General features: G+C 65.3%; 16 protein-coding genes. 8 read left to right on the plus strand and 8 right to left on the minus strand.

All coding sequences use genetic code 11. The features are described 5' to 3' along the window. The first annotated feature begins 97 nt into the window (after positions 1 to 97). Positions 98 to 3,583, plus strand: a complete 3,486-nt coding sequence (locus NHF53_RS10140) for a glycosyltransferase (RefSeq protein ID WP_252834081.1) — start codon at positions 98 to 100, stop codon at positions 3,581 to 3,583. On the opposite strand, the gene NHF53_RS10145 is transcribed toward NHF53_RS10140, so the two are convergent. The 3 genes from NHF53_RS10145 to NHF53_RS10155 all read right to left on the minus strand — a co-directional run bounded on the left by NHF53_RS10145 (position 3,513) and on the right by NHF53_RS10155 (position 8,008). Beyond that, positions 3,513 to 4,007 carry a hypothetical protein gene (locus NHF53_RS10145; protein WP_210205952.1) on the minus strand — a complete coding sequence of 165 codons (495 nt, stop codon included), beginning with the start codon at positions 4,005 to 4,007 and terminating at the stop codon, positions 3,513 to 3,515. The genes NHF53_RS10140 and NHF53_RS10145 overlap by 71 nt on opposite strands. A 286-nt stretch (positions 4,008 to 4,293) precedes the next feature. Next, positions 4,294 to 6,336: an acyltransferase family protein gene (locus tag NHF53_RS10150; RefSeq protein ID WP_252834082.1), complete on the minus strand. Its 2,043-nt coding sequence runs from the start codon at positions 6,334 to 6,336 to the stop codon at positions 4,294 to 4,296. Positions 6,337 to 6,553: 217 nt separating this feature from the next. Continuing rightward, positions 6,554 to 8,008, minus strand: a complete 1,455-nt coding sequence (locus NHF53_RS10155) for a cobyric acid synthase (protein ID WP_252834083.1) — start codon at positions 8,006 to 8,008, stop codon at positions 6,554 to 6,556. Positions 8,009 to 8,676: 668 nt separating this feature from the next. Here NHF53_RS10155 and NHF53_RS10160 point away from each other — a divergent pair. The 5 genes from NHF53_RS10160 (at position 8,677) to NHF53_RS10180 (ending at position 13,310) form a co-directional block, all read left to right on the plus strand. Beyond that, positions 8,677 to 9,675 (plus strand): ABC transporter substrate-binding protein, encoded by a 999-nt coding sequence (locus tag NHF53_RS10160; RefSeq protein ID WP_252834084.1) that lies wholly within the window; start codon positions 8,677 to 8,679, stop codon positions 9,673 to 9,675. A gap of 105 nt (positions 9,676 to 9,780) precedes the next feature. Further along, on the plus strand, positions 9,781 to 10,695 hold the full coding sequence (locus tag NHF53_RS10165) for a proline/glycine betaine ABC transporter permease (RefSeq protein WP_252834085.1): 915 nt from the start codon (positions 9,781 to 9,783) through the stop codon (positions 10,693 to 10,695). Beyond that, positions 10,688 to 11,731, plus strand: a complete 1,044-nt coding sequence (locus tag NHF53_RS10170) for a glycine betaine/L-proline ABC transporter ATP-binding protein (protein ID WP_252834086.1) — start codon at positions 10,688 to 10,690, stop codon at positions 11,729 to 11,731. The genes NHF53_RS10165 and NHF53_RS10170 overlap by 8 nt, the downstream gene beginning before the upstream one ends. Before the next feature lie 90 nt (positions 11,732 to 11,821). Further along, entirely contained in the window at positions 11,822 to 12,841 is a 1,020-nt protein-coding gene (gene bmt / locus NHF53_RS10175) for a betaine--homocysteine S-methyltransferase (RefSeq protein ID WP_252834087.1), read from the plus strand. A gap of 115 nt (positions 12,842 to 12,956) precedes the next feature. Then, entirely contained in the window at positions 12,957 to 13,310 is a 354-nt protein-coding gene (locus NHF53_RS10180) for a hypothetical protein (protein WP_252834088.1), read from the plus strand. A gap of 13 nt (positions 13,311 to 13,323) precedes the next feature. Here the strand turns inward: NHF53_RS10180 and NHF53_RS10185 are convergent, their stop codons facing one another. From NHF53_RS10185 to NHF53_RS10195, 3 genes are all read right to left on the minus strand, one after another. Then, positions 13,324 to 14,118: a phosphodiester glycosidase family protein gene (locus NHF53_RS10185; protein ID WP_252834089.1), complete on the minus strand. Its 795-nt coding sequence runs from the start codon at positions 14,116 to 14,118 to the stop codon at positions 13,324 to 13,326. 84 nt (positions 14,119 to 14,202) lie between these two features. Further along, on the minus strand, positions 14,203 to 14,844 hold the full coding sequence (locus NHF53_RS10190; protein WP_252834956.1) for a ferredoxin: 642 nt from the start codon (positions 14,842 to 14,844) through the stop codon (positions 14,203 to 14,205). A 146-nt stretch (positions 14,845 to 14,990) separates the two neighbouring features. Beyond that, a complete protein-coding gene (locus NHF53_RS10195; protein WP_252834090.1) occupies positions 14,991 to 16,562 on the minus strand; it encodes a trimethylamine methyltransferase family protein in 1,572 nt (523 codons plus the stop codon). A 285-nt stretch (positions 16,563 to 16,847) separates the two neighbouring features. On the opposite strand from NHF53_RS10195, the gene NHF53_RS10200 reads away from it, so the two are divergent. Next, entirely contained in the window at positions 16,848 to 17,549 is a 702-nt protein-coding gene (locus NHF53_RS10200; RefSeq protein WP_252834091.1) for a B12-binding domain-containing protein, read from the plus strand. 319 nt (positions 17,550 to 17,868) lie between these two features. Continuing rightward, complete coding sequence (locus NHF53_RS10205) at positions 17,869 to 18,540, plus strand: DUF1638 domain-containing protein (protein WP_252834092.1); 672 nt, start codon at positions 17,869 to 17,871, stop codon at positions 18,538 to 18,540. A gap of 32 nt (positions 18,541 to 18,572) precedes the next feature. Here the strand turns inward: NHF53_RS10205 and NHF53_RS10210 are convergent, their stop codons facing one another. Together NHF53_RS10210 and NHF53_RS10215 are read right to left on the minus strand one after the other, a co-directional pair. After that, positions 18,573 to 18,731 (minus strand): entericidin B signal peptide protein, encoded by a 159-nt coding sequence (locus NHF53_RS10210; RefSeq protein ID WP_114361753.1) that lies wholly within the window; start codon positions 18,729 to 18,731, stop codon positions 18,573 to 18,575. Positions 18,732 to 18,895: 164 nt separating this feature from the next. Beyond that, positions 18,896 to 20,266, minus strand: a complete 1,371-nt coding sequence (locus NHF53_RS10215) for a TIGR03808 family TAT-translocated repetitive protein (protein WP_252834093.1) — start codon at positions 20,264 to 20,266, stop codon at positions 18,896 to 18,898. Between the last annotated feature and the right edge of the window lie 32 nt (positions 20,267 to 20,298).

Raw genomic sequence — 20,298 nt, forward strand, 5'->3', positions numbered from 1 at the left:
CAGGAATAATGCACTCCTTTGACATTCGTCAACTTCACTATCTTCGCATATACACTAAATACCAGTAGATATTAATGGGTAATTGAGAGTACCTACCGTGCAGCCAGGATCCATGCTGCCGGCGGTCCGTCACGCGCGCGGACGCCGGGCCAGAAAAGATGCGCCCATTTTCTACGATCCCGGATCGAGACGCGGGACGATCGTCAAGATCGGTGCCGCAATTGTGCTTGTCTTCTTCGCCCTCTGGTTCGGAGCCTTCGGCGCCAGCCTCTATCTCCTCGGAAAACTGCCGTCACCCGGCATCGTCCACGATGGTGCCGGTGCACAACAGCCCATCGATGCTCCCTCTCCTCGCCCGCCCGCTCCGGACAAGGCCACAGACCCGGCCGCCCCGTCGCCGACGAGCTTTTCGATGCCGTCGCAGGTTTTCGGCTATCTCCCCTATTGGCCGGAATGGAGCGACCTTTCGCTGCAGAAGGACCTGCCGGCATTGGACGGCCTGATGCCGGAATGGTACCAGATCGCCCTGCCGGAGGGCGACCTCGTCTCCCTGGACTTCTCCGCCCCCCACCAGCAGCGCATCGCCGAGGTCATCGCACGCCGGCGCTCGGCGCTCACCCTGCTGCCGGTCGTGGACCTCTCCGCCGACAACGACCCCGCAAAAGCGGCTGCGGCCCTCGCCTCCCCTACGATCTCGACCCGGATCGCCGGGAGTCTGGCGCGGGAAGTTCAGGCAAAGGGCTATGACGGCATCTGCCTCGATGTCGCATCCGTGCCGGAAACGGCCTATCGCGACCTGGCGCGCCTGCTTGCGTCGCTGAAGCAATCCTTCGCCGCCGCCGGCAAGCAGACCTGCATCGTCAGCCCGATCACGGAGGCTCCCTGGAGCGAACCGACGGTTGCCGCCGTGGTCGACCGCTACGTCGTACTCGCCTTTCAGGATCCGGGCGAGAGCCCGCGGCCGACGCCGCTGGCGCCTCAGGACTGGCTGACGACCGCCCTGACCTCCGTCCTGGCCACGGTACCGGCCGACAAGCTGATCGTCGCGCTCGGCACCGGCGGCTACGATTGGGTCAGCAATGCCGGTGAGCCGCGGCCCATAGCCTTCCCGGAAGCCGCACGCCTTTCGGCGCTCCACGGTGGGAGTATCCGGCTTGACCCCGTATCGCTCAATCCGACGACACGGTTCGTCGACAGCGACGGCAACCGCCACCGCATCTGGATGCTCGATGCGGTCTCCTTCCACAACCAGCTGATCGCCCTCTCGCACAACGGAACGATGCCCGCCGTCGCAGTATGGCCGTCAACGGATGCCGACCCCGGCATCTGGCGCCTGCTCGACCGCAACGCGGCGCCCCGGTCCGTGCAGTCCCTGCTCGAGGAAGTCCCGATCGGCGATTACGTCGGCTACGACGGCAAGGGCGCCTTCCACAAGCTGGTCCGCGCACCGGAAACCGGCATCCGCAACGTCACCCTCGACCCCTCGTCCGGGCTCCTCATCGCCGAGGACTATGCGCGTCCGGCCGAACCGTTCACGGTGCTGCGTTATGGCGCCGGCGAGCCGGGAACGGTGGCGCTCACCTTCGACGACGGGCCGGACCGCGTCTACACCACCGCGATCCTGGACGAACTCGCCGCCCGCGGCGCGCCCGCAACCTTCTTCGTCATCGGCAAGGAGGCCCTCGATAATCCCGACATCATCCGCCGGATCGTCGACGATGGCCACGAGATCGGCGTCCACACCTTCACCCACCCGACGCTCGAAAATGCCTCAGGCTGGCGTGCGCGCATGGAGCTCAATACCACCGAGCGGCTGATCGGGAGCCTCACCGGCCGCCAGACCCTGCTGTTTCGCTCGCCCTACGGACGTAGCGAGGGTCCGTTGACCGGCGCAGAGGCCGGACCGATGGGTCTGCTCGACCAGCAGGGCTACATCGTCGCCGGTGCCGACATTGTGCCGCCGGACTGGCGGCGCATCTCCGCGGATGAAATCGTTGCTTCGGTCCTGCGCGACCTGAAGGCCGGCAGAGGCAACGTCATCGTGCTGCATGACGGCGGCGGCAATCGCGAGGCAACCGTCGAAGCGACGGCCCATCTCGTCGACACGCTGCGCACCGAGGGCTATCGCTTCGTGACGCTTGCCGACATGCTCGGCCTGCCCGCCGAAAAGGTCATGCCGCCGGCCGAAGGCCCCGGCACCACCTTCGATGCCGTTTCCTTCACCGCCCTGAGCCATTTTTCCGTGACGATCAACGCGCTCTTCTGGGTTTCGGTGGTCGCCGGCGTGGCCCGCGTGCTCTTCGTCACGGTCGTCTCCCATCTCCGTCGCCGCCATCCCCTGCGGGACCCGGACTATGCCCCGCCGGTCACCGTGCTCATCCCCGCCTATTGCGAGGAGGACACCATCGTCGGCACCGTCGCCTCCGTGCTGGTGTCGGACTATCACGATCTCAGGGTGATCGTCATGGACGACGGGTCGACCGACAAGACCTGCAGCCGGCTCGTGCGGGAATACGGCGACGATCCCCGCGTCCGGATCATCCGGCAGAGCAACCACGGCAAATATGCCGCCCTCAATCATGCCTACACGCATGTCGACACCGACATCGTCGTGGCGATCGACGCCGACACCACGATCGCGTCCGACGCGATCGGCAGGCTCGTCCGCCATTTCCGCGACCCGGCCGTCGGTGCGGTCGCCGGCAACGTCAAGGTCAGCAACCGCGACCGTCTGCTGACCCGCATGCAGGCGCTCGAATACATCACGGCGCAGAACATGGACCGGCGTGCCGCCGAGAGAATAAACGGCATGCTCGTGGTCCCCGGAGCCATCGGCGCCTGGCGCCGCAAGGCTGTCGAGGATGCCGGCTACTATTCCGGCCAGACCTTCGCCGAGGATGCCGATCTCACCGTCTCGGTGATCCGCGCCGGCTACAGGGTCGTTTACGAGGAAGATGCGATCGCATTGACCAAGGCGCCGGCGGGCCTCGACCGTTTCCTGCACCAGCGCCTGCGCTGGCTGTTCGGGATGATGCAGACTGGCTGGAAGCACCGCGGGGCCGTGACCGAGATGAAGGGCCTCGGCCTCGTCTCGATCATTGACCTCCTGCTCGTCGGCGTGGTGATGACGGCGCTGGCGCCCCTCGTCGACATCATCTTCCTCTGGACGCTCGTCGACCACGCCATCGCGCTCTATTTCGACCCCTCGACGCCCTGGTCGCAGAGTTCGCCCTATATCGCGGCTGCCTACGGTGCCTTCATCCTGTCGGACCTCGCCTTCGGGCTGATGGCGTTCCGTTTCGAGAAGGGAGAAGATAAGCGCCTGCTTCTCCTGCTGCCGCTGCAACGGCTCTTCTATCGCCAGTTGCTCTGCATCTCGACCTACCGCGCGATCGCGCTTGCGCTCACCGGCCAGCTCATGCGTTGGCGCAAGACAGGCCGGGCCGGGCTGTCGACGACCGGGGAAGCGGTCCGCGTCGAGACCCACATCCCCCGGTCGACGTCAGGCCCGGTCAGAAGACCCGGCAACCGCTTTCCGTCAACGCACCGGCGACCACCGGCAGGTCCTTCCTTGGATGGATGATGACGGTCTGCAGGGCCGTGATCCTGTTCGCGCATGACTGCGCCTTGCTCGCGGTGCTGCTGCCGCCGCCGACATAGATGTCGAACCACGGATGGCCGCGGTGGCCGGTGTGGCAGGGCCCGTTCTGCGGGCGTGGACCGTCGCCGCAGACGTCCTCGACAATCGCATACTTCTTCAGCCGCTTGAGGTAGATCCGTGTCCCGGCAGGGATGTCGAGCGTCTGGCGGCCGTTGGCGATCGAGTGGCCGACGGCCAGCGTGATCGGATCGCTGTAGCTGCCCTTGCCGCCGGCGAGGCGATGGACGACTGGACGGGCGATTTCCGCCGAGCCCGGAGGTGTGTTGTCCCAGTAGCTGTAGCCGGTGATGTAGGCTGTCAGCTGGACCGTTTTGCTTTGGGCTACGGACAGTTTGACATTTGTCAATTGCGCCGCCTCCTGAGCAAAGACCGGAGTTGCAGATATACTTGCGCCTCCAAGAAACGCCGCGAGAGCGATTCCTGAAAACAACTTAAACGAGAAAGAAGGAGATTTTTGCCGCATGTTAGTTCCACCGTGAGAATTAGCAGTAGACCTGCCGGGACAGGATGGATACTTCGGATTACGTCTTCATTGTGTTTGTAGATCAAATTTTAGGCATATAAAATTTTGGGTATTGCCGCAGCGTGCGAGCGTTCCTATCGGCGAGCATCCCGCTGGAATTGCAGGCGCATCAGGGTTCCGCAGCCGCCTTCTCGAACGCTCGATCCCCGTCCACACCTGGAATGAAGCGAGCGAATGCGGAAAGGGTCAGCGCGGCCCCCGGTAGAGACGGATGATTGCCATCGGTGAAAAGCGGAACGCCGCCCTGCATCACCAGGCACCGGACGGAATCGCAGAAGACCGGAGCCGGATCGACGAAATAGGCTCTGCCGGGAGCGCTCTCACCCGCACCGACCGCCTCGCGGAGCATGGAGCGCCCCTCCTCTGCTTGCTCCCCGAAGATGCCGACGGGATAGCCGACGTCTGCGGGCAGGTTCTCTCCCCGCCATGCGCGATCCGCGATGTAGAACGGGATGTCAATGTCGGGCCGCGGCAGAGATCCCACCACGACGACGGTCTTGCCGGCGGAGGTCAGGCTGCGGATCGCCTTCGCCAGCGCATCGACGATCGCCGCCTTCCGTTGCCGATCGCCTTGGGTGGGTTCGCCGTCCACCGGATAGGAATAGAATTCGTCCGGGGCGAGCCAGTCCAGCATGTTGCGGGTCGGTCTGCGCTGGAAGTAGTTGTCCCAGGTCGCAAACAGGACCACCGTCTCGATGCCCGGCTTCCCCGACAGATAGGCCAGGACCTTTTCGTTGAATTCCGGACAGCGGACCGCCTTTTGCTGTCCCCGATTGAGAAGACCGGGAATCGGCTGACAGCTGGAAAGCGTCAATTGTTTGAGGGCGAGCCCGGACTTGCCAAGCAAGACACCGAGCGGCTCGGCAATCCGCCCAGCATGGCTGTCACCCCATATCGCGACCGTCGGCTCCACCCTCGCGCCGTGTACACAGGCGCGCTCCAGATCGATACCCTCGACATCGTCACGGCCGTAGAGGCACTTGCGGAAGCTCTGGCTGTAGGAACCGGAATAGGCAAGGATGTCGAGCACCTCCGCCGGCATGCGGGAGGGATAGCCTTTGGTGAAGTGGCCTCCGATCGCCGTTGCGGCGATTACGGCTGTCGCGGCACCGAACGCACGCAACTGTAGCGGCATGGGCACAGCTCGGTTCCTGAACGGCAGTTCGACGTACTTCCAGGAGAGGTGCGAAACGGCGAAGACCAGGGCTGTCAGGGCAAGAGCAGCGGTCAGGCTCTGTGGCTGATGGTTCGTCATCTTGGCGAAGCTGAAGATCGGCTGATGCCACAGGTAGGCAGAATACGAAATCAATCCGAGCCAGGTGACTATCGGCAACGTCAGCACGCGCCGCGCAACCGAAGGCGCTTCACCGAACAGAAGCACCATTACGGTCCCGAGGACCGGCAGAAGCGTCCAGAAGCCCGGCCAGGCCGTGTAGCTCGGAGTCAGGGCGACGCCGGCCAGCAACAGCATCAGCCCGACATTGCCGATAAGAGCGCCGAAGGAATCCTTCCTTGCGACCCGGGCGTAGTAGAGAGCCGCCAAGACGCCGGCCAGAAGCTCCCATGCCCGCGTATGGATCAGGTAGAACGCCGCCATCGGGTGAGTTTCGTTGGTCGACACCGCTATGGCGAAACTGGTGATGGCGACAACGGCCAGTACGATGGTCAGCCGTCTCCGCCCGAGCGGCCACAGGAGCGAAAAGAGCAGCGGGACGAAGAGGTAGAATTGTTCCTCGACCGCAAGGCTCCACGTATGGACCAGCGGATCATGTGCGGCCTCCGGATTGAAATAGTCAATCCGCTTCCAGAACCACAGATTGGAGACGAAGAACACCGCGCTCACCGCGGCACCACCGAAGTAGCGCAGCGTGTGCGGCATCATCGTGAACCAGCCGACCACCAGCGAACAGAGAATGACGAAGAACAGCGCCGGCAGGATGCGACGCGCCCTTCGTTCATAGAAGTCCCGGTAGCTGAAGCTTCCCTCGGCCTTGGCGGATGCGATCTGGCCACCGATCAGGAAACCGGAGATGACGAAGAAGACGTCGACACCGGCATAGCCGCCGCTGATCTGCGTTATGCCTGCATGATACAGTATGACACTCGACACCGCGATGGCGCGAAGGCCGTCGATCTCTTCCCGGTAATTCATCTCTGTCCCGCCGCGCCCACACTCCCCCGCGCGGGCAACGCCAAAGTAACTATGGCAGCGACTGCGGCCTGTCAACGCGTGCTGCCGACAACGAGAGCAAACCGTATCCGGCAAGGAAGCGCCATCGCGGGGACTTCGCACCGCGCCCGTCGACGGACATGAAGTTGAACTGCTGTCCCCCGCGGCCACAAGAACTTGTCGGGGCGCTGGCCGCTCCTTATCCGAGCAGGCGGTCCAGCCAGTCCCGCGAAAGCACGCGCTCGAGCTCGGAGGCGACCTCATCGAGCGCCGTCTCGACGCCCGCCCGGTAGTTCTCGCCGCCGCCCTCGATCCCGAAGCTGGCGAGCAGCCGCTTGCGATAGGCGTCGCTGCCGAACAGCCCATGCAGGTAGGTGCCGATGACACGCCCGTCCGGCGAGCTTGCGCCGTCGGCGCGTCCGTCGATCGTGACCGGCGGGCGGGCGCAATCCGGCCCCTCGGTGCGGCCCATGTGAATTTCGTAGCCGGAGAGCGGGACGTCGTAGTCCACAGAACGCGCGGTGCTGTTGCGGACGGTCTTTTCCGGCGCCATCACCGTCTCGACGTCGAGAAGCCCGAGCCCGTCGATCCGCTCCTTTGCTCCCTCGATCCCCAGGGGATCGGCGACACTCGTCCCGAGCATCTGGTAGCCGCCGCAAATGCCGATCACGCGGCCGCCGCGGCGCACATGCGCGGCGATGTCGTCGTCCCAGCCCTGCCGCCGCAGGTCCTCGAGATCGCCGATCGTCGACTTCGATCCCGGCAGCACGACGAGACCGGCATCGGTGGGAATGCGTTCGCCGGGACGCACGAAGACCAGCTCCACTTGCGGCTCGGCGGCAAGCGGGTCGAGGTCGTCGAAATTGGCGATACGCGAGAGCATCGGCACCGCGACCTTGAGCGCCGCCCGGCCGCCGCCGGCAAGCCGCTCCAGAACGACCGAATCCTCGGCCGGCAACCGCGAGGCCGCCTTGAGGAAAGGCACGACGCCGAAGCAGGGCCAGCCGGTAAAGCCTGCGACGGCTGTGATCCCGTCGGCAAACAGCGAAACGTCGCCGCGGAACTTGTTGATGATGTAGCCGGTGATCATCGCCCGGTCCTCGGGCGGCAGGATGGTGTGGGTGCCGACCAGCGAGGCGATGACGCCGCCGCGGTCGATGTCGCCGACGAGCACGACCGGGACGTTGGCCCGGGTCGCAAAGCCCATGTTGGCGATATCTCCAGCGCGCAGGTTGATCTCCGCCGGCGAGCCCGCGCCCTCGACGATCACCAGGTCCGCACCGTCGCGCACCTTTTCATAGCTCTCGAGCACGGCCGAGAGCAGTTGCGGCTTCAGCCGCTGGTAGTCCCTGCCCTTCGCCTGCCCGAACACCCGCCCCTGCAGGATGATCTGGCTGCCGGTGTCGGATTGCGGCTTCAGCAGCACCGGGTTCATGTGCACCGAGGACGGCGTGCGGGCGGCAAGCGCCTGCAGCCATTGCGCCCGGCCGATCTCGCCGCCGTCGTCGGCGACCGCCGCATTGTTCGACATGTTCTGGGGCTTGAAGGGCCGCACCTTGAGGCCGCGATTGGCGGCAAGCCGGCAGAGCCCCGCGACCAGCACGGTCTTGCCGACGTCGGAGCCGGTTCCCTGCAACATCACCGCTTTCGCCATTGCCCGTTCTCCCGACTTCGCACCCGCGCTGCAGCCCGCGGGCCGATCGCCGCTTCTCTCCTGCCGAAATCTCGCCTGCGCCGCAAGGCCTCTCGACCCGGACGGACGTTCGTCTTCGCTTTCGTTCGAAAAGAAATGCCGCCCTGACGGCGGCGAGATTGGTGCATCCCGTCGGATCACCCGGAAGTCCGGCCATGGAGGCCGGGGCTTTCGGCGTCTCCGGTACGCAAAACACCTGAGCCGGAGACGCTGACGGCGAAAGACCGCGCCGACAGCCATAGCCGGACATTATTACCGGATGGTTTACCAGTATCGGCTTGTCCACCTTTTTCGCGCCGGTGGTCCCTGCGGCGTAAACGCGAATTAAAACATAGTAAAAAGCGTTTACTTTCAGTCGCGTGAAATCATCTGTTAACGCAACCTGAAAGTTCGAAGGTTGATTTCTCCAGTGGACAGGATACCTTTTTCATCGAGGCCTCGGAGGGATAGGTCCCGCATCTGTGCCGATGCCGGGCGTCTCCTCGCATCGCGCGTCCTGTCGTCGGGCGCGCCCTCACCATGGCGCGGCAAATCTGTCGTATGGGCGAACGCGACTGAACGCATTGCAGGCGGCGGAAGCCGTCGAAAGAAGAAGACAAGGGAACCATAAGACCAGGAGGTCCGAAGACATGATGAAATTTCTCGCTGCCGCGCTCCTTGCCGGCGGGCTTTTATCCGTCGCAGGGACCGCCGGCGCCGCCGAATGCGGCGATGTCTCGATTGCCGAAATGAATTGGGCCTCGGCCGGCGTCGCCGCTCATGTCGACGGGATCATCCTCGAGAAAGGCTACGGCTGCAACGTCACGCTCGTCACCGGCGACACCGTTCCGACCTTCGCCTCGATGAACGAAAAGGGCGAGCCGGACATGGCGCCGGAACTCTGGGTCAACTCCGTGCGCGCCGCGCTCGACACCGCCGTCAAGGAGGGCCGGCTGATTCAGGCCGCTCCGATCCTCAGCGACGGCGGCGTCGAAGGCTGGTGGATCCCGAAATTCCTCGCCGACGCCAATCCCGACATCAAGACAGTCGACCAGGCGCTGGCCCGTCCCGACCTCTTCCCCGCGCCGGAGGATCCGTCGAAGGGCGCGGTCTACAACTGCCCCTCGGGCTGGAGCTGCCAGATTTCCACCGCCAACCTCTTCAAGGCGGTCGGCGCCAAGGACAAGGGTTTCGAGCTCATCGACACCGGCTCGGCCGCTGGCCTCGACGGCTCAATCGCCAACGCCTTCGAGAAGAAGATAGGCTGGCTCGGCTACTACTGGGCGCCGACGGCGATCCTCGGCAAGTACGAGATGGTGAAGCTGAGCTTCGGCGTCGAACACGACAAGGCCGAGTGGGACCGCTGCACCGGCGTCGCCGACTGCCCGGACCCGAAGGTCAACTCCTATCCCGTCGCCGGCGTCTTCACGGTGGTCACCAAGGCCTTCGCCGAAAAGGCGGGTGTGGCCATGGACTACGTGAAGGCCCGCAAGTGGGACAACCAGACGGTCGGCGCCGTGCTCGCCTGGATGGACGAGAACCAGGCGGACAACGAAGAGGCGGCCGAGCACTTCCTCAAGGAATATCCCGACCTCTGGACCACCTGGGTTCCCGCCGACGTCGCGGCAAAGGTCGAGGAAGCGCTCTGAAGCCCCGCGGTTCCGCGCCCTTGAGGGGCGCGGCCGCCCTCTGCCGGCCTCCGTTCGTCTCCGGCGCAGAGCTTTCTCGCCGGCATCCAGAAGGAAACCCGACCCATGGCTTCCGGCATCTGCGCCTTCCTCCCCGAACTCGCCTGCCGTTTCCCCGCCCTCGACGAGGGCCTGTTGCGGGATGTCCGCAAGGCGGTCGACGCCGCCTTCAAGACCTTCGTGCGCACCTATGGCGACGCGATCGACCGGGCGACTGATCCCCTGCAATGGTTCCTGAACGGCCTGGAAAAGATCTTCGTCGACGCACCGTGGCCGCTCGTGCTCCTCCTCGTCGCGGCGGTCGTGCAGGCCGTCGGCCGGGATCTGCGGATCACCCTCGGCGCCCTTGCCGCGCTCATCGCGATCGGCCTCGTCGGGCTCTGGGAGGATACCATGGTGACGCTCGCCATGGTCACCGTCTGCACGGCCGTCTCGGTCGCCGTCGGCATTCCGCTCGGTATCGCGCTTTCCCGCTCCGACCGGCTGCAGGCGGCGGTAATCCCGCTCCTCGACGTCATGCAGACGCTGCCGAGCTTCGTCTATCTCATCCCCGTGGTGATGATCTTCGGCATCGGCAAGGTGCCGGGCCTGATCGCCGTCGTCGTCTACGCGGTGCCGCCGATGATCCGCCTCACCAATCTCGGCATCCGCCTCGTCGATCGCGAGGTCATCGAGGCGGCCGACGCCTTCGGCTCCTCCGCCCGCCACAAGCTCTTCGACGTCCAGCTGCCGCTTGCGCTCCCGACCATCATGGCGGGCATCAACCAGACGATCATGATGGCGCTCGCCATGGTCGTCGTCGCCTCGATGATCGGCGTCGGCGGGCTCGGTCGCAACGTGCTGCAGGCGATCACCAACCAGTTCTTCACCATCGGTTTCCTGAACGGCTTCGCGCTGGTGGCGATCGCCGTCGTTTTCGACCGGGCGAGCCAGTCCTACGGCAAGCGCCTGCAGCGGCATCTGGAGGTCGTCCATGGCTGAGGGGCGGATCGAGATCCGCGGCCTTTACAAGATCTTCGGTCCGCATGGCGAGCGCTATGTCGACGAGGTGAAGGCCGGCCTCTCCAAGGTCGGCCTCAACGCCCGCTACGGCCATGTCCTCGGCCTCAAGGATATCGACATGACGATTCCGGCCGGAAGGGTGACCGTCGTCATGGGCCTTTCCGGCTCGGGCAAGTCGACGCTGATCCGCCACATCAACCGGCTGATCGAACCGACCGCCGGCGAGGTTCTCTGCGACGGCGTCGACGTCTGCCGCATGAGCGCCGCCGAGCTTCGCCACTTCCGCCGCCACCGCACCGCGATGGTCTTCCAGAACTTTGCGCTGCTGCCCCACCGCACCGTCCTCGAAAACACGCTCTACGGCCTGAAGGTGCAGGGCGTGCCACGCCGCGAAGGCGAGCCGCGCGCCGCCCGCTGGATCGCCCGTGTCGGCCTTTCCGGATACGAGGACCACTACCCGAACCAGCTTTCCGGCGGCATGCAGCAGCGCGTCGGCATTGCCCGCGCGCTCGCCACCGACGCCGATATCCTGCTGATGGACGAGGCCTTCTCCGCCCTCGACCCGCTGATCCGCGTCGACATGCGCTCGATGCTCCTCGACCTGCAGGCAGAGCTGAAGAAGACCATCGTCTTCATCACCCACGACCTCGACGAGGCGCTGGCGCTCGGCGACCGGATCGTCATCCTCCGTGACGGCGAGATCGTGCAGCAGGGCAGCGGTCAGCAGATCGTGCTCGCCCCCGCGGACGACTATGTCGCGGCCTTCGTGCGGCAGGTGAACCGCGGACGGGTCATCGAACTCGGCGCGGTCATGCGGCCCGGGGACGGCACCGCACGGGATCTCGCCCTGCCCGCCTCGACCCGGCTCGAAGACGCCGCGCGTGCGATGACCGGCGCGGGACGATCCACGGCAGCAGTCGTCGATGCGGATGGCGCGATCGTCGGCTGCGTCGACATCGCAACGATCCTCGCCGCCATCGTGACGCCGGCCGCCGCACCGCCCGCCGCGGATTGAGCCGACGGAGACGCAGGCGGCAAATCCCGTTGCGGCGCAGGCCGGCATTCTCTATGGGTTGACCGACAGATTTCTTAGAGGGGACGACCCATGGCCACCGCTTCCGATCCGCTTTCCAGACTGCTTGCCGAAAAGGGCGTCCTGCTCGCCGACGGCGCGACCGGCACGAACCTGTTCGCCATGGGGCTCGAAGCCGGCGAGGCGCCCGAGCTCTGGAACGAGAGCCACCCGGAGCGGATCGTCAAGCTCCACCAGGACTTCGTCGATGCCGGCGCCGACATCATCCTCACCAATTCGTTCGGCGGCACCCGTCACCGGCTGAAGCTGCACAAGGCGGACGATCGCGTCTTCGACCTCAACCGGAAGGCCGCCGAAATCGCCCGCTCCGTCGCCGACAAGGCGCCGCGCAAGGTCATCGTCGCCGGTTCCGTCGGCCCGACGGGTGAACTCCTGCAGCCGCTCGGCGCGCTGACCTACGAGGATGCCGTCGCTGCCTTCGTCGAGCAGATGGAGGGCCTGAAGGCCGGCGGCGTCGACATCGCCTGGATCGAGACCATGTCCTCGCCCGAGGAAATCCGTGCCGCGGCCGAAGCCGCCGTCAAGGTCGGCCTGCCCTACACCTATACCGGCTCCTTCGATACCGCCGGCAAGACGATGATGGGGCTTGCGCCGAAGGACATCCACGGCGTTGCGAAAGACATCGGCGACGGCCCGGTCGCCGTCGGCGCCAATTGCGGCGTCGGCGCCTCGGACATCCTGGCGAGCCTCCTCGACATGACGTCGGCCGATCCCGCCGCCACCGTCATCGTCAAGGGCAATTGCGGCATTCCCGAATATCGCGGCGCCGAGATCCACTATTCCGGCACGCCGCCGCTGATGGCCGAATATGCCAAGCTCGCCCGCGACGCCGGTGCGAAGATCATCGGCGGATGCTGCGGCACCTCCTGCGGCCACCTCGCCGCCATGCGGCAGGCGCTCGACAATTATACGCCGGGCCCCCGCCCGACGATCGAGGCCATCGTCGAGCACATCGGCCCGCTGCGCAACAAGACCGCCGAGGAATCCTCGGGCGATGCCGGCCGCGAGCGTCGCGGTCGCCGCCGCGGCTGACCACATCGGCTGTCCGGTCATTCGCCGGGCAGCCGTCTCCCGCGCTTGCGTCACCGGCCCGGCTGTCCTATCCGGATGAAAAGACAGCCGAATCGAAAAGACGAGGGAACACGTCATGTCCGCGCAACCGCTCCCCTTTCCCGACCGCGAAACCGTCGCCGACAAGCTCGCGACGCTTGCCGATGCCGACCAGGCCTTCCTGACGCTCCTCTTCGAAAACCCCGCCCAGGACGAAAACCTGCTCGAAGGCCTGCATCTCTATATCGATCGCGCCGCGGCCGCGCCCTTCCTCAACTCGCTGAAACTCGAACGCTGCGGCGAATGGCTCGGCAACACCGCACCCGCCCGGCTGCAGATCCGGCTTTCGGAAGCCGCGAAATCCGGCCAGCATCCCGCCTACCGGGCCTTCCGCACCGGCCTCGATCGCTCCGGCGGCCTCGAGCGCGCCTATCCGAAGTCGTCTGTCTGAGGGGAACCGGCTCTCAGGGCGTCCGCCCGCTGCCGGAGCTCAACTGCGGCACTGTGCCGATCACCGCGATGATGGGGCCGAGCGGAAACAGCCGGTCGCGCCGCCCGCGTTCGGGGATATAGGCGCTGGAAATCGTCCCGTCGAGATAGAGCGCGTTCGGGCAGCCGAGCGTGTCGCGGAAGAGCCGCGCGAAATCGTAAAAGCGAACCGGCGTATTCGAGATGACGAAATGGACCTTGCCGTCCCTGTCGACACCGACGCCGTTGCGGATCTTGAAGCTGTCGCTGTCGGGCAGAAATCTCGGGTGCAGCGCGCCGTCGATCACCAGCATCGGCCCCGACTGGGTCGCATAGTCGGCGGCGACGTGGCGACGGGCATAGCGCCGGCTTTCAGTGATTGCCGCCTTACCGTCCTTCAGCGAAAACACCCCGTTCGGCAGCAGGTGGAAATTGCCCCATCCGGCCTTCGTGCTGATCGGCCGGCGCTCGATCCCGTATTCGACGAAGAGCCCGACCGGCGAGAGGTCGTCGTGATACATGCCGCCATTGGTCGCGAAAACGAGATAGTGCCGCTCCTCCCAGAGCTGACGCACCAGCGCATCGAAGCCGGAGAACGGCTTTCCTTCGGGATCGCTGTGATAGACGCGGATCTCTTCCGTCTTCGGATCGAAGCTGCACACCGTGTAGCCGGCACTCTGGACGACGAGGTCGCGGCAGGCGGCCGTGGCCGGGCCGGATAGGCACGCGGTCGCTGCCGCCAGCATGATTGCGGCGACGAGGCGCCTTGCGAAAACCCGCTGAATTCTCATCGATATCCTGTCTGCGCAAGCCGCCTGACGTGAACAGTCCGGTCTCGAGACTTATGCCGCAGTTGCCTCTGCCTTGAAAGTCGCTCAGCCAGAAGGAAGCGAAAGTGCCGCCATGTGGAAGCGGATCTCCGCCGCCGGATAGGTGTAGTCCCGCCCGACCGGGCAGGCCGCGCGGGCCCGGCACCCCTCGTCGAGACAGGTCCGCCCCTCCTCCGAGGCGAGATGGCGTCTGCAGGCGGCGACGTCGAAACGCGCCGCCGTCACAGCGTCCGCGGGACAGGCCGTCAGGCACGGCTTCTCGCGGCAGCTTTCACAGACCGGCGCCCGCGGCCCCTCCTCCGCGTCGGCCTCCGTGAAAGCCTCCGCGAACGCCAGCGCGGCGCGGTAGCCGTGCCAGAGCCCGTAGCGGGGATGGGTAAGGATGCCGAGCGGCGAGGCCGCAAGCCCTTCGGCGGCAGTCGCCCAGCGCTGGAACGGCTGGTAGGGCGGATCGGAGGGATAGTAGGGAAAGGCGCCGAAGGCCGCGGCGATCGGGTCGATCACCGCCTTCGACCAGGTGTCGAGCGGGTCGGCGAGGTCGGCGGGCATTGTCGCCCGCCAGCCGCAGAAGGCCTGCCACATGGCGCCGCCCGTATGGCCGACGAGCACGGTCGTGCGGGCCGTCTTGCCGCCCGGAAGGCGAGGTCCACCCTCCCCCTCCGGAAAATGCACGCTGCCGCGTAGCATGAGCCCGTGCGGCCGGAGCGCCGCGCGCAAACTCTTAGGGCCGCTCACCGCGGCCCCTCGAACTTGTAATGCGGACGCCAGACCTCCTCCTGGATCATGTCGGCCACCGCGATTGCCCCGCCTTGCTCCCTGGCTTCGGGATGCCTTCAAGAGAAGGCGTCGGGCATCTCGTCCTTGCGCTTGGCGATATAGGCCAAGAGCGCCTCGTCGATCGCCGGATCGAGCGCCGGCGCCTCGTAGGCGTCGAGCCACGAGCGGCAGAGCGCGTTGGCGCGGTCTTCGATCCGCTTCTTGCCCTCGATCTCCCACTGCTCGAACGAGTTGTTGTCGGCGAGTGCAGAGCGATAGAAAGCCGTCTGGAAGTTCGCCTGGGTGTGGGCGCAGCCGAGATAGTGCGCGCCGGGGCCGACTTCGCGGATCGCGTCCATCGCCTGGCCGCTTTCGGAAAGATCGACGCCGGCGGCCATCTTCTGCATCATGCCGAGCTGGTCCTGGTCGATCATGAACTTCTCGTAGCAGGCGGCAAGTCCGCCTTCGAGCCAGCCGGCGGCGTGCAGCACGAAGTTCGTGCCGGCGAGCAGCGTCATATTCAGCGTGTTGGCGCTTTCATGCGCGGCCTGGGCGTCCGGCACCTTGGAAGCGCAGAGCGAGCCGCCCGTCCGGAACGGCAGTCCGAGACGGCGGGCGAGCTGGGCCGCGCCATAGGAGACGAGCGCCGGTTCCGGCGTGCCGAAGGTGGGCGCGCCCGATTGCATCGAGATCGAGGCGGCGAAGGTGCCGAAGAGCACCGGCGCGCCGGGACGCACGAGCTGGGTGAAGGATGCGCCGGCGAGAACTTCCGCGAGGATCTGCGTCAGCGTGCCGGCGACCGTGACCGGGCTCATCGCGCCCGACAGGATGAAGGGCGACAAGACGCAGGCCTGGTTGTGGCGAGCATAGACCTTGGCGGCGCCGAGCATCGTCTCGTCGAAGACCATCGGCGAGTTGGCGTTGATGAGGTTCAGCATCACGCAGTTGTTCTCGACGAACTCGTCACCGAAGACCAGCTTCGCCATGGCGACCGAATCCTCGGCCCGTTCCGGCGCGGTCACCGAGCCCATGAACGGCTTGTCGGAATATTTGATGTGGCTGTAGACCATGTCCAGGTGACGCTTGTTCACCGGAATGTCGACCGGCTCGCAGACCGTGCCGCCGGACGAATGGATCGACGGCGCCATGTAGGCGAGCTTCACGAGATTGCGGAAGTCTTCGAGCGTCGCATAGCGGCGGTTGCCGTCGAGGTCGCGCACGAAGGGCGAGCCGTAGACGGGCGCGAAGACGGTCGCCTTGCCGCCGATCTGCACGCTGCGTTCCGGGTTGCGGGCATGCCAGGTGAATTCCGAGGGCGCGGTCTTCAGGAGTTCGCGGCAGAGCCCCTTCGGGAAATGCACGCGCTCGCCCTTCACGTCGGCGCCGGCCTGTCGCCACATGTCGAGCGCCTCGGCGTCGTCGCGGAACTCGATGCCGATTTCCTCGAGCACCGTGTCGGCATTGCGTTCGATGATCGAGAGACCTTCCTCGTCCAGCACCTCGTAGACCGCGATCTTGCGGGTGATGTAGGGCATCTGCGGGCCGGCGCCCGCTCCGCCGCGCGATGCCCGGCGTGCAGCCGCCCCGCGGCCCTCACCCCGAGAACGCCGTCCGGCTGCGGCGCCCGTCTGCTCTGTCGTCTCGTCCATGGTCTTTTCCTCACTCTCGCGCCCGAACGGCGCTCGTTATCGCGGCTATGCTATTCGTTTTGAGGCGTGAAACCTTTCTTAATGCGCCAACCACTTGCATGAGACAGACATCGGAGCACACGGGGCGGGCACCCGACCGGCGTCGACCTTGCCACCGCCGTCGCTTTTCGCGGCATGCGACGTCGCATTCGAAAGGGGGTTTCTGCTATATTGCGGTTTAACTGCATCACAGGCAGTCTCGAACTGCAATCGGAATCGCGTTTCAGGCAAGCGGGAACCAATACAATGTCAGATGACGAAATCATTCTTGAAGATCTGTCCGACGACGAGCTCGTGCAGCAGATGCACGACGACCTTTATGACGGCCTCAAGGAGGAAATCGAGGAAGCCACCCGCATCCTGCTCGATCGCGGCTGGGCTCCCTACGATGTCCTGACCAAGGCGCTGGTCGAAGGCATGCGCATCGTCGGCGTCGACTTCCGCGACGGCATCCTCTTCGTGCCGGAAGTGCTGCTCTCGGCGAATGCCATGAAGGCCGGCATGACCATTCTTCGCCCGCTGCTCGCCGCCACCGGCGCGCCGAAGCAGGGCAAGATGGTCATCGGCACGGTCAAGGGCGACATCCACGACATCGGCAAGAACCTCGTCGGCATGATGATGGAAGGTGCGGGCTTCGACGTCGTCGACCTCGGCATCAACAACCCGGTCGAGAACTATCTCGAAGCGCTGGAACGCGAAAAGCCCGACATCCTCGGCATGTCGGCGCTTCTGACCACCACCATGCCCTACATGAAGGTCGTCATCGACACGATGAAGGAAAAGGGCATCCGCGACGATTACGTCGTGCTGGTCGGTGGTGCGCCGCTCAACGAGGAATTCGGCAAGGCAGTCGGTGCGGACGCCTATTGCCGCGACGCGGCAGTGGCGGTCGAAACCGCCAAGGAATACGTCGCTCGCCGTCACAACAGCTTCGGCGCCCGCGCCTGATCGCGAAGACGGTCCGCGGACAGGCTCGAAAACCCGTGCGCCGGCCGTCTCAGCGGCCGGCGTCCATTTCTCCGGCGACGACCGTCCCGGCTGCTGGCCGAGGTGCGGCCAGACGGACGACAGGCTTGCCGCCACGACAGCGGCAGCCATATGGTAGTGTTGAGCCTCGCGAACGTCTCGCATGCGACTGCGCGGCGACCCGGATTGCGTAGACGGCATTGGCCGTATCCTCGCCCATGCCCGTCTTGTGTTGCCGCAGCCGACGGGAGTGATGCCCGATGCGAGAAGAACCTTGGCGATTGCGAGTTCCCCGAAGATCATGACCGCAAACTCCGTAAACGACGGCGATCAAGTGTTCGGCTCTGCCTCCCTCCGACACGGGGCGGCCGGAAAAGTTCATGTCATCGCCTGCGGCGCGATCGCGCGGGAGATTCTGGCGGTGAAGGCCCTGAACGGGCTCGATCATCTGACGCTCGAATGTCTGCCTGCGATCTGGCATGTCTGGCCGGACAGGATCGCGCCGGCCCTGCGCCAAAAGATTGCCGAGGCGCGCGCCGAAGGACATGAGAAAATTTTCATCGGCTACGCCGAATGCGGCACGCAAGGCGAGATCGACCGGATCTGTCGCGAGGAAGGTATAGAGCGGCTCTCCGGCCCGCATTGCTACGCCTTCTTCACCGGCACGGAAAAGTTCCTCGCCGAATGCGAGAGCGAATTCACCGCATTCTACCTGACGGACCTGATCACCCGCCAGTTCGAGGCCTTCGTCATCGAACCCCTGAAGCTCGACCGCCATCCCGAAATCCGCGACATGGTCTTCGGCAACTACACGAAGATCGTCTACCTCGCCCAGACGGAAGACGCGGAGCTGCAGGCCAAGGCAAAGTGGGCGGCCGACTACCTGAAGCTCGCCTACGAATACCGCTTCACCGGCTACGGCGACCTGGAGCACGAGCTGAAGGCAGTCGCCGCCCCTAGGAACGGCGGCTGACGACCGTTCTCCGGCGCGATCTCGAAGGCGGATCAGTTGACCGAGTGGGCGACGCTACGGCCGGCGTCCTGGGTCGCATCGACGGCATTGCCGACGTCGCGGCCGATGCCGCGGATGGTGTTGCCGCAGCCGGCAAGCGAAAGAAGTGCGAGGCCGATGAGGGCGGCGGCGGAAATGCGGGTGAAGGACACGGGGTTAACCTCTCCTCTTGTTCCAAAGGGAATCTGCGAAAGCGTCCATGGCACCGGCTTTGGGTAAAAACAAGGCGGAGCGCCTCCTGAAAATCACGGGCCTCCATGCCGTCCGGGGGCGGGTTTCCCCGCCCCCGGAGGCTGATGATACGGGTATCTCGGTCTCAATAGCCGCGATTGTTCCCGACATAGACATTGCCGAGCTGGCTGTCGGCGGTGTTGGCGACATCCGTCGACCCGACACGGTAGAAGTTCGCGCCGTTGAACGCCACCGGCACGATGGAACCGTCCGTCGCGCCGCTCACCACGTTGCCGACGACCGAGATCCGGCCAGCCGAAGCGTTGTTCGAACAGCCGATGCCGGTCACCGACGCATGGACGAGATTGCCGGTCGCCAGCAGGTCGTAGGTCGCCTCGTTGGTGCCGAGCACGATCCCGAATCCGGCCGCATCCTCGATCATGTTGCCGGTCAGCACACACAGCCCCTCGACCTGGATGCCGCAGGCGTTGGAGACGGTCGGCGAGTAGCCCGGATCGTTGATCGTGTTCTTGGTGATGCCGCGGATGTGGTTCGACGAGATCGCAATCCGCCGGGCGATGCCGTCACTGTAGAGCCCGAGGTTGACGACCTTGATACCGTCACCCGCCTGCTCGATGATGTTGTCGGAAACCACCGCACCGTCGAGGTTCAGGCCCGGAGCGGTCGCCTCGACGAACACCGAGCATTCGCGTGCCGAGATGCAGTGATTGCCGGTGATCTGCGCGGCGCCGGACGCATTGAAGCGGATGCACGAATACTGCACGTTCGAGATCGTATTGCCCGCAGCTTTCACGCCCACCGCCCGGTAGACGACGATGCCGTTGCCGTTCTGGCCGGTGCCCCCGCCTGCCGTGTCGATGTCGTCGATGCGGTTGTCGATGATCGTCGAGCCATCATACTCGACCCCGCCGCCGGCCGGCTCACGCCAGACATAGACGCCGTTGTTCGAGCAGGTGGTGATGCGGTTGCGCACCACGTCGACGCGGCTGTTGTAGACGAGCACGCCGACCGAACAGGTGTCGATCGCGCAGTCGGCGATCATGCCTTGCGCACCGGTGAGCGCCACCACGCCGGTCTTGGTGCTGGCGGTCACCCTGCAGCCGGCAAGCTGGAAGCCCGTACAGTTCTGGAAGCGCACCAGGCCTGCCTGGTTCGAGCCGTCGCTGATGGCGGCATTCTGGCCGTCGAACACCACGCCCGACACCGAGACATCATTGATCCCGTTGACCTGAAAGAGATAGCTGCCGCCGGTGAAGCGCAGCGTCGCCGCGCCGGCGACTGCCGCCCGCATGGTGAACTTCTGCCCGCCGCCCGTCGCCGTGTCGACGGTGAGCGCACCGGTCGAGAAGATGCCGCTCAAAAGCACCAGGGTCAGTCCGTTCGTGCGGGCATAGTTCATCGCATTCTGCACGGTCGTCGACACCCAGCCGGTCCCCGGGGAGCTTGTTGCCGCACTGAGAACCAGGACTTCGCTTTCACGCTTGTAATAGGGCATGTGACGTCTCCTTGTGTTCGCCCGGCCATTCT

The organism is Ciceribacter sp. RN22 (assembly GCF_024054295.1).
Lineage (GTDB): Bacteria > Pseudomonadota > Alphaproteobacteria > Rhizobiales > Rhizobiaceae > Allorhizobium > Allorhizobium lividum.

Bases quoted from the DNA above. Each gene is read 5' to 3' on its own strand.
- NHF53_RS10150 (WP_252834082.1), bottom strand. From the start codon at position 6,336: ATGAATTACCGGGAAGAGATCGACGGCCTTCGCGCCATCGCGGTGTCG.
- NHF53_RS10155 (WP_252834083.1), bottom strand. From the start codon at position 8,008: ATGGCGAAAGCGGTGATGTTGCAGGGAACCGGCTCCGACGTCGGCAAG.
- NHF53_RS10160 (WP_252834084.1), top strand. From the start codon at position 8,677: ATGATGAAATTTCTCGCTGCCGCGCTCCTTGCCGGCGGGCTTTTATCC.
- NHF53_RS10165 (WP_252834085.1), top strand. From the start codon at position 9,781: ATGGCTTCCGGCATCTGCGCCTTCCTCCCCGAACTCGCCTGCCGTTTC.
- NHF53_RS10170 (WP_252834086.1), top strand. From the start codon at position 10,688: ATGGCTGAGGGGCGGATCGAGATCCGCGGCCTTTACAAGATCTTCGGT.
- bmt (WP_252834087.1), top strand. From the start codon at position 11,822: ATGGCCACCGCTTCCGATCCGCTTTCCAGACTGCTTGCCGAAAAGGGC.
- NHF53_RS10180 (WP_252834088.1), top strand. From the start codon at position 12,957: ATGTCCGCGCAACCGCTCCCCTTTCCCGACCGCGAAACCGTCGCCGAC.
- NHF53_RS10185 (WP_252834089.1), bottom strand. From the start codon at position 14,118: ATGAGAATTCAGCGGGTTTTCGCAAGGCGCCTCGTCGCCGCAATCATG.
- NHF53_RS10190 (WP_252834956.1), bottom strand. From the start codon at position 14,844: ATGCTACGCGGCAGCGTGCATTTTCCGGAGGGGGAGGGTGGACCTCGC.
- NHF53_RS10195 (WP_252834090.1), bottom strand. From the start codon at position 16,562: ATGGACGAGACGACAGAGCAGACGGGCGCCGCAGCCGGACGGCGTTCT.
- NHF53_RS10200 (WP_252834091.1), top strand. From the start codon at position 16,848: ATGTCAGATGACGAAATCATTCTTGAAGATCTGTCCGACGACGAGCTC.
- NHF53_RS10205 (WP_252834092.1), top strand. From the start codon at position 17,869: ATGACCGCAAACTCCGTAAACGACGGCGATCAAGTGTTCGGCTCTGCC.
- NHF53_RS10215 (WP_252834093.1), bottom strand. From the start codon at position 20,266: ATGCCCTATTACAAGCGTGAAAGCGAAGTCCTGGTTCTCAGTGCGGCA.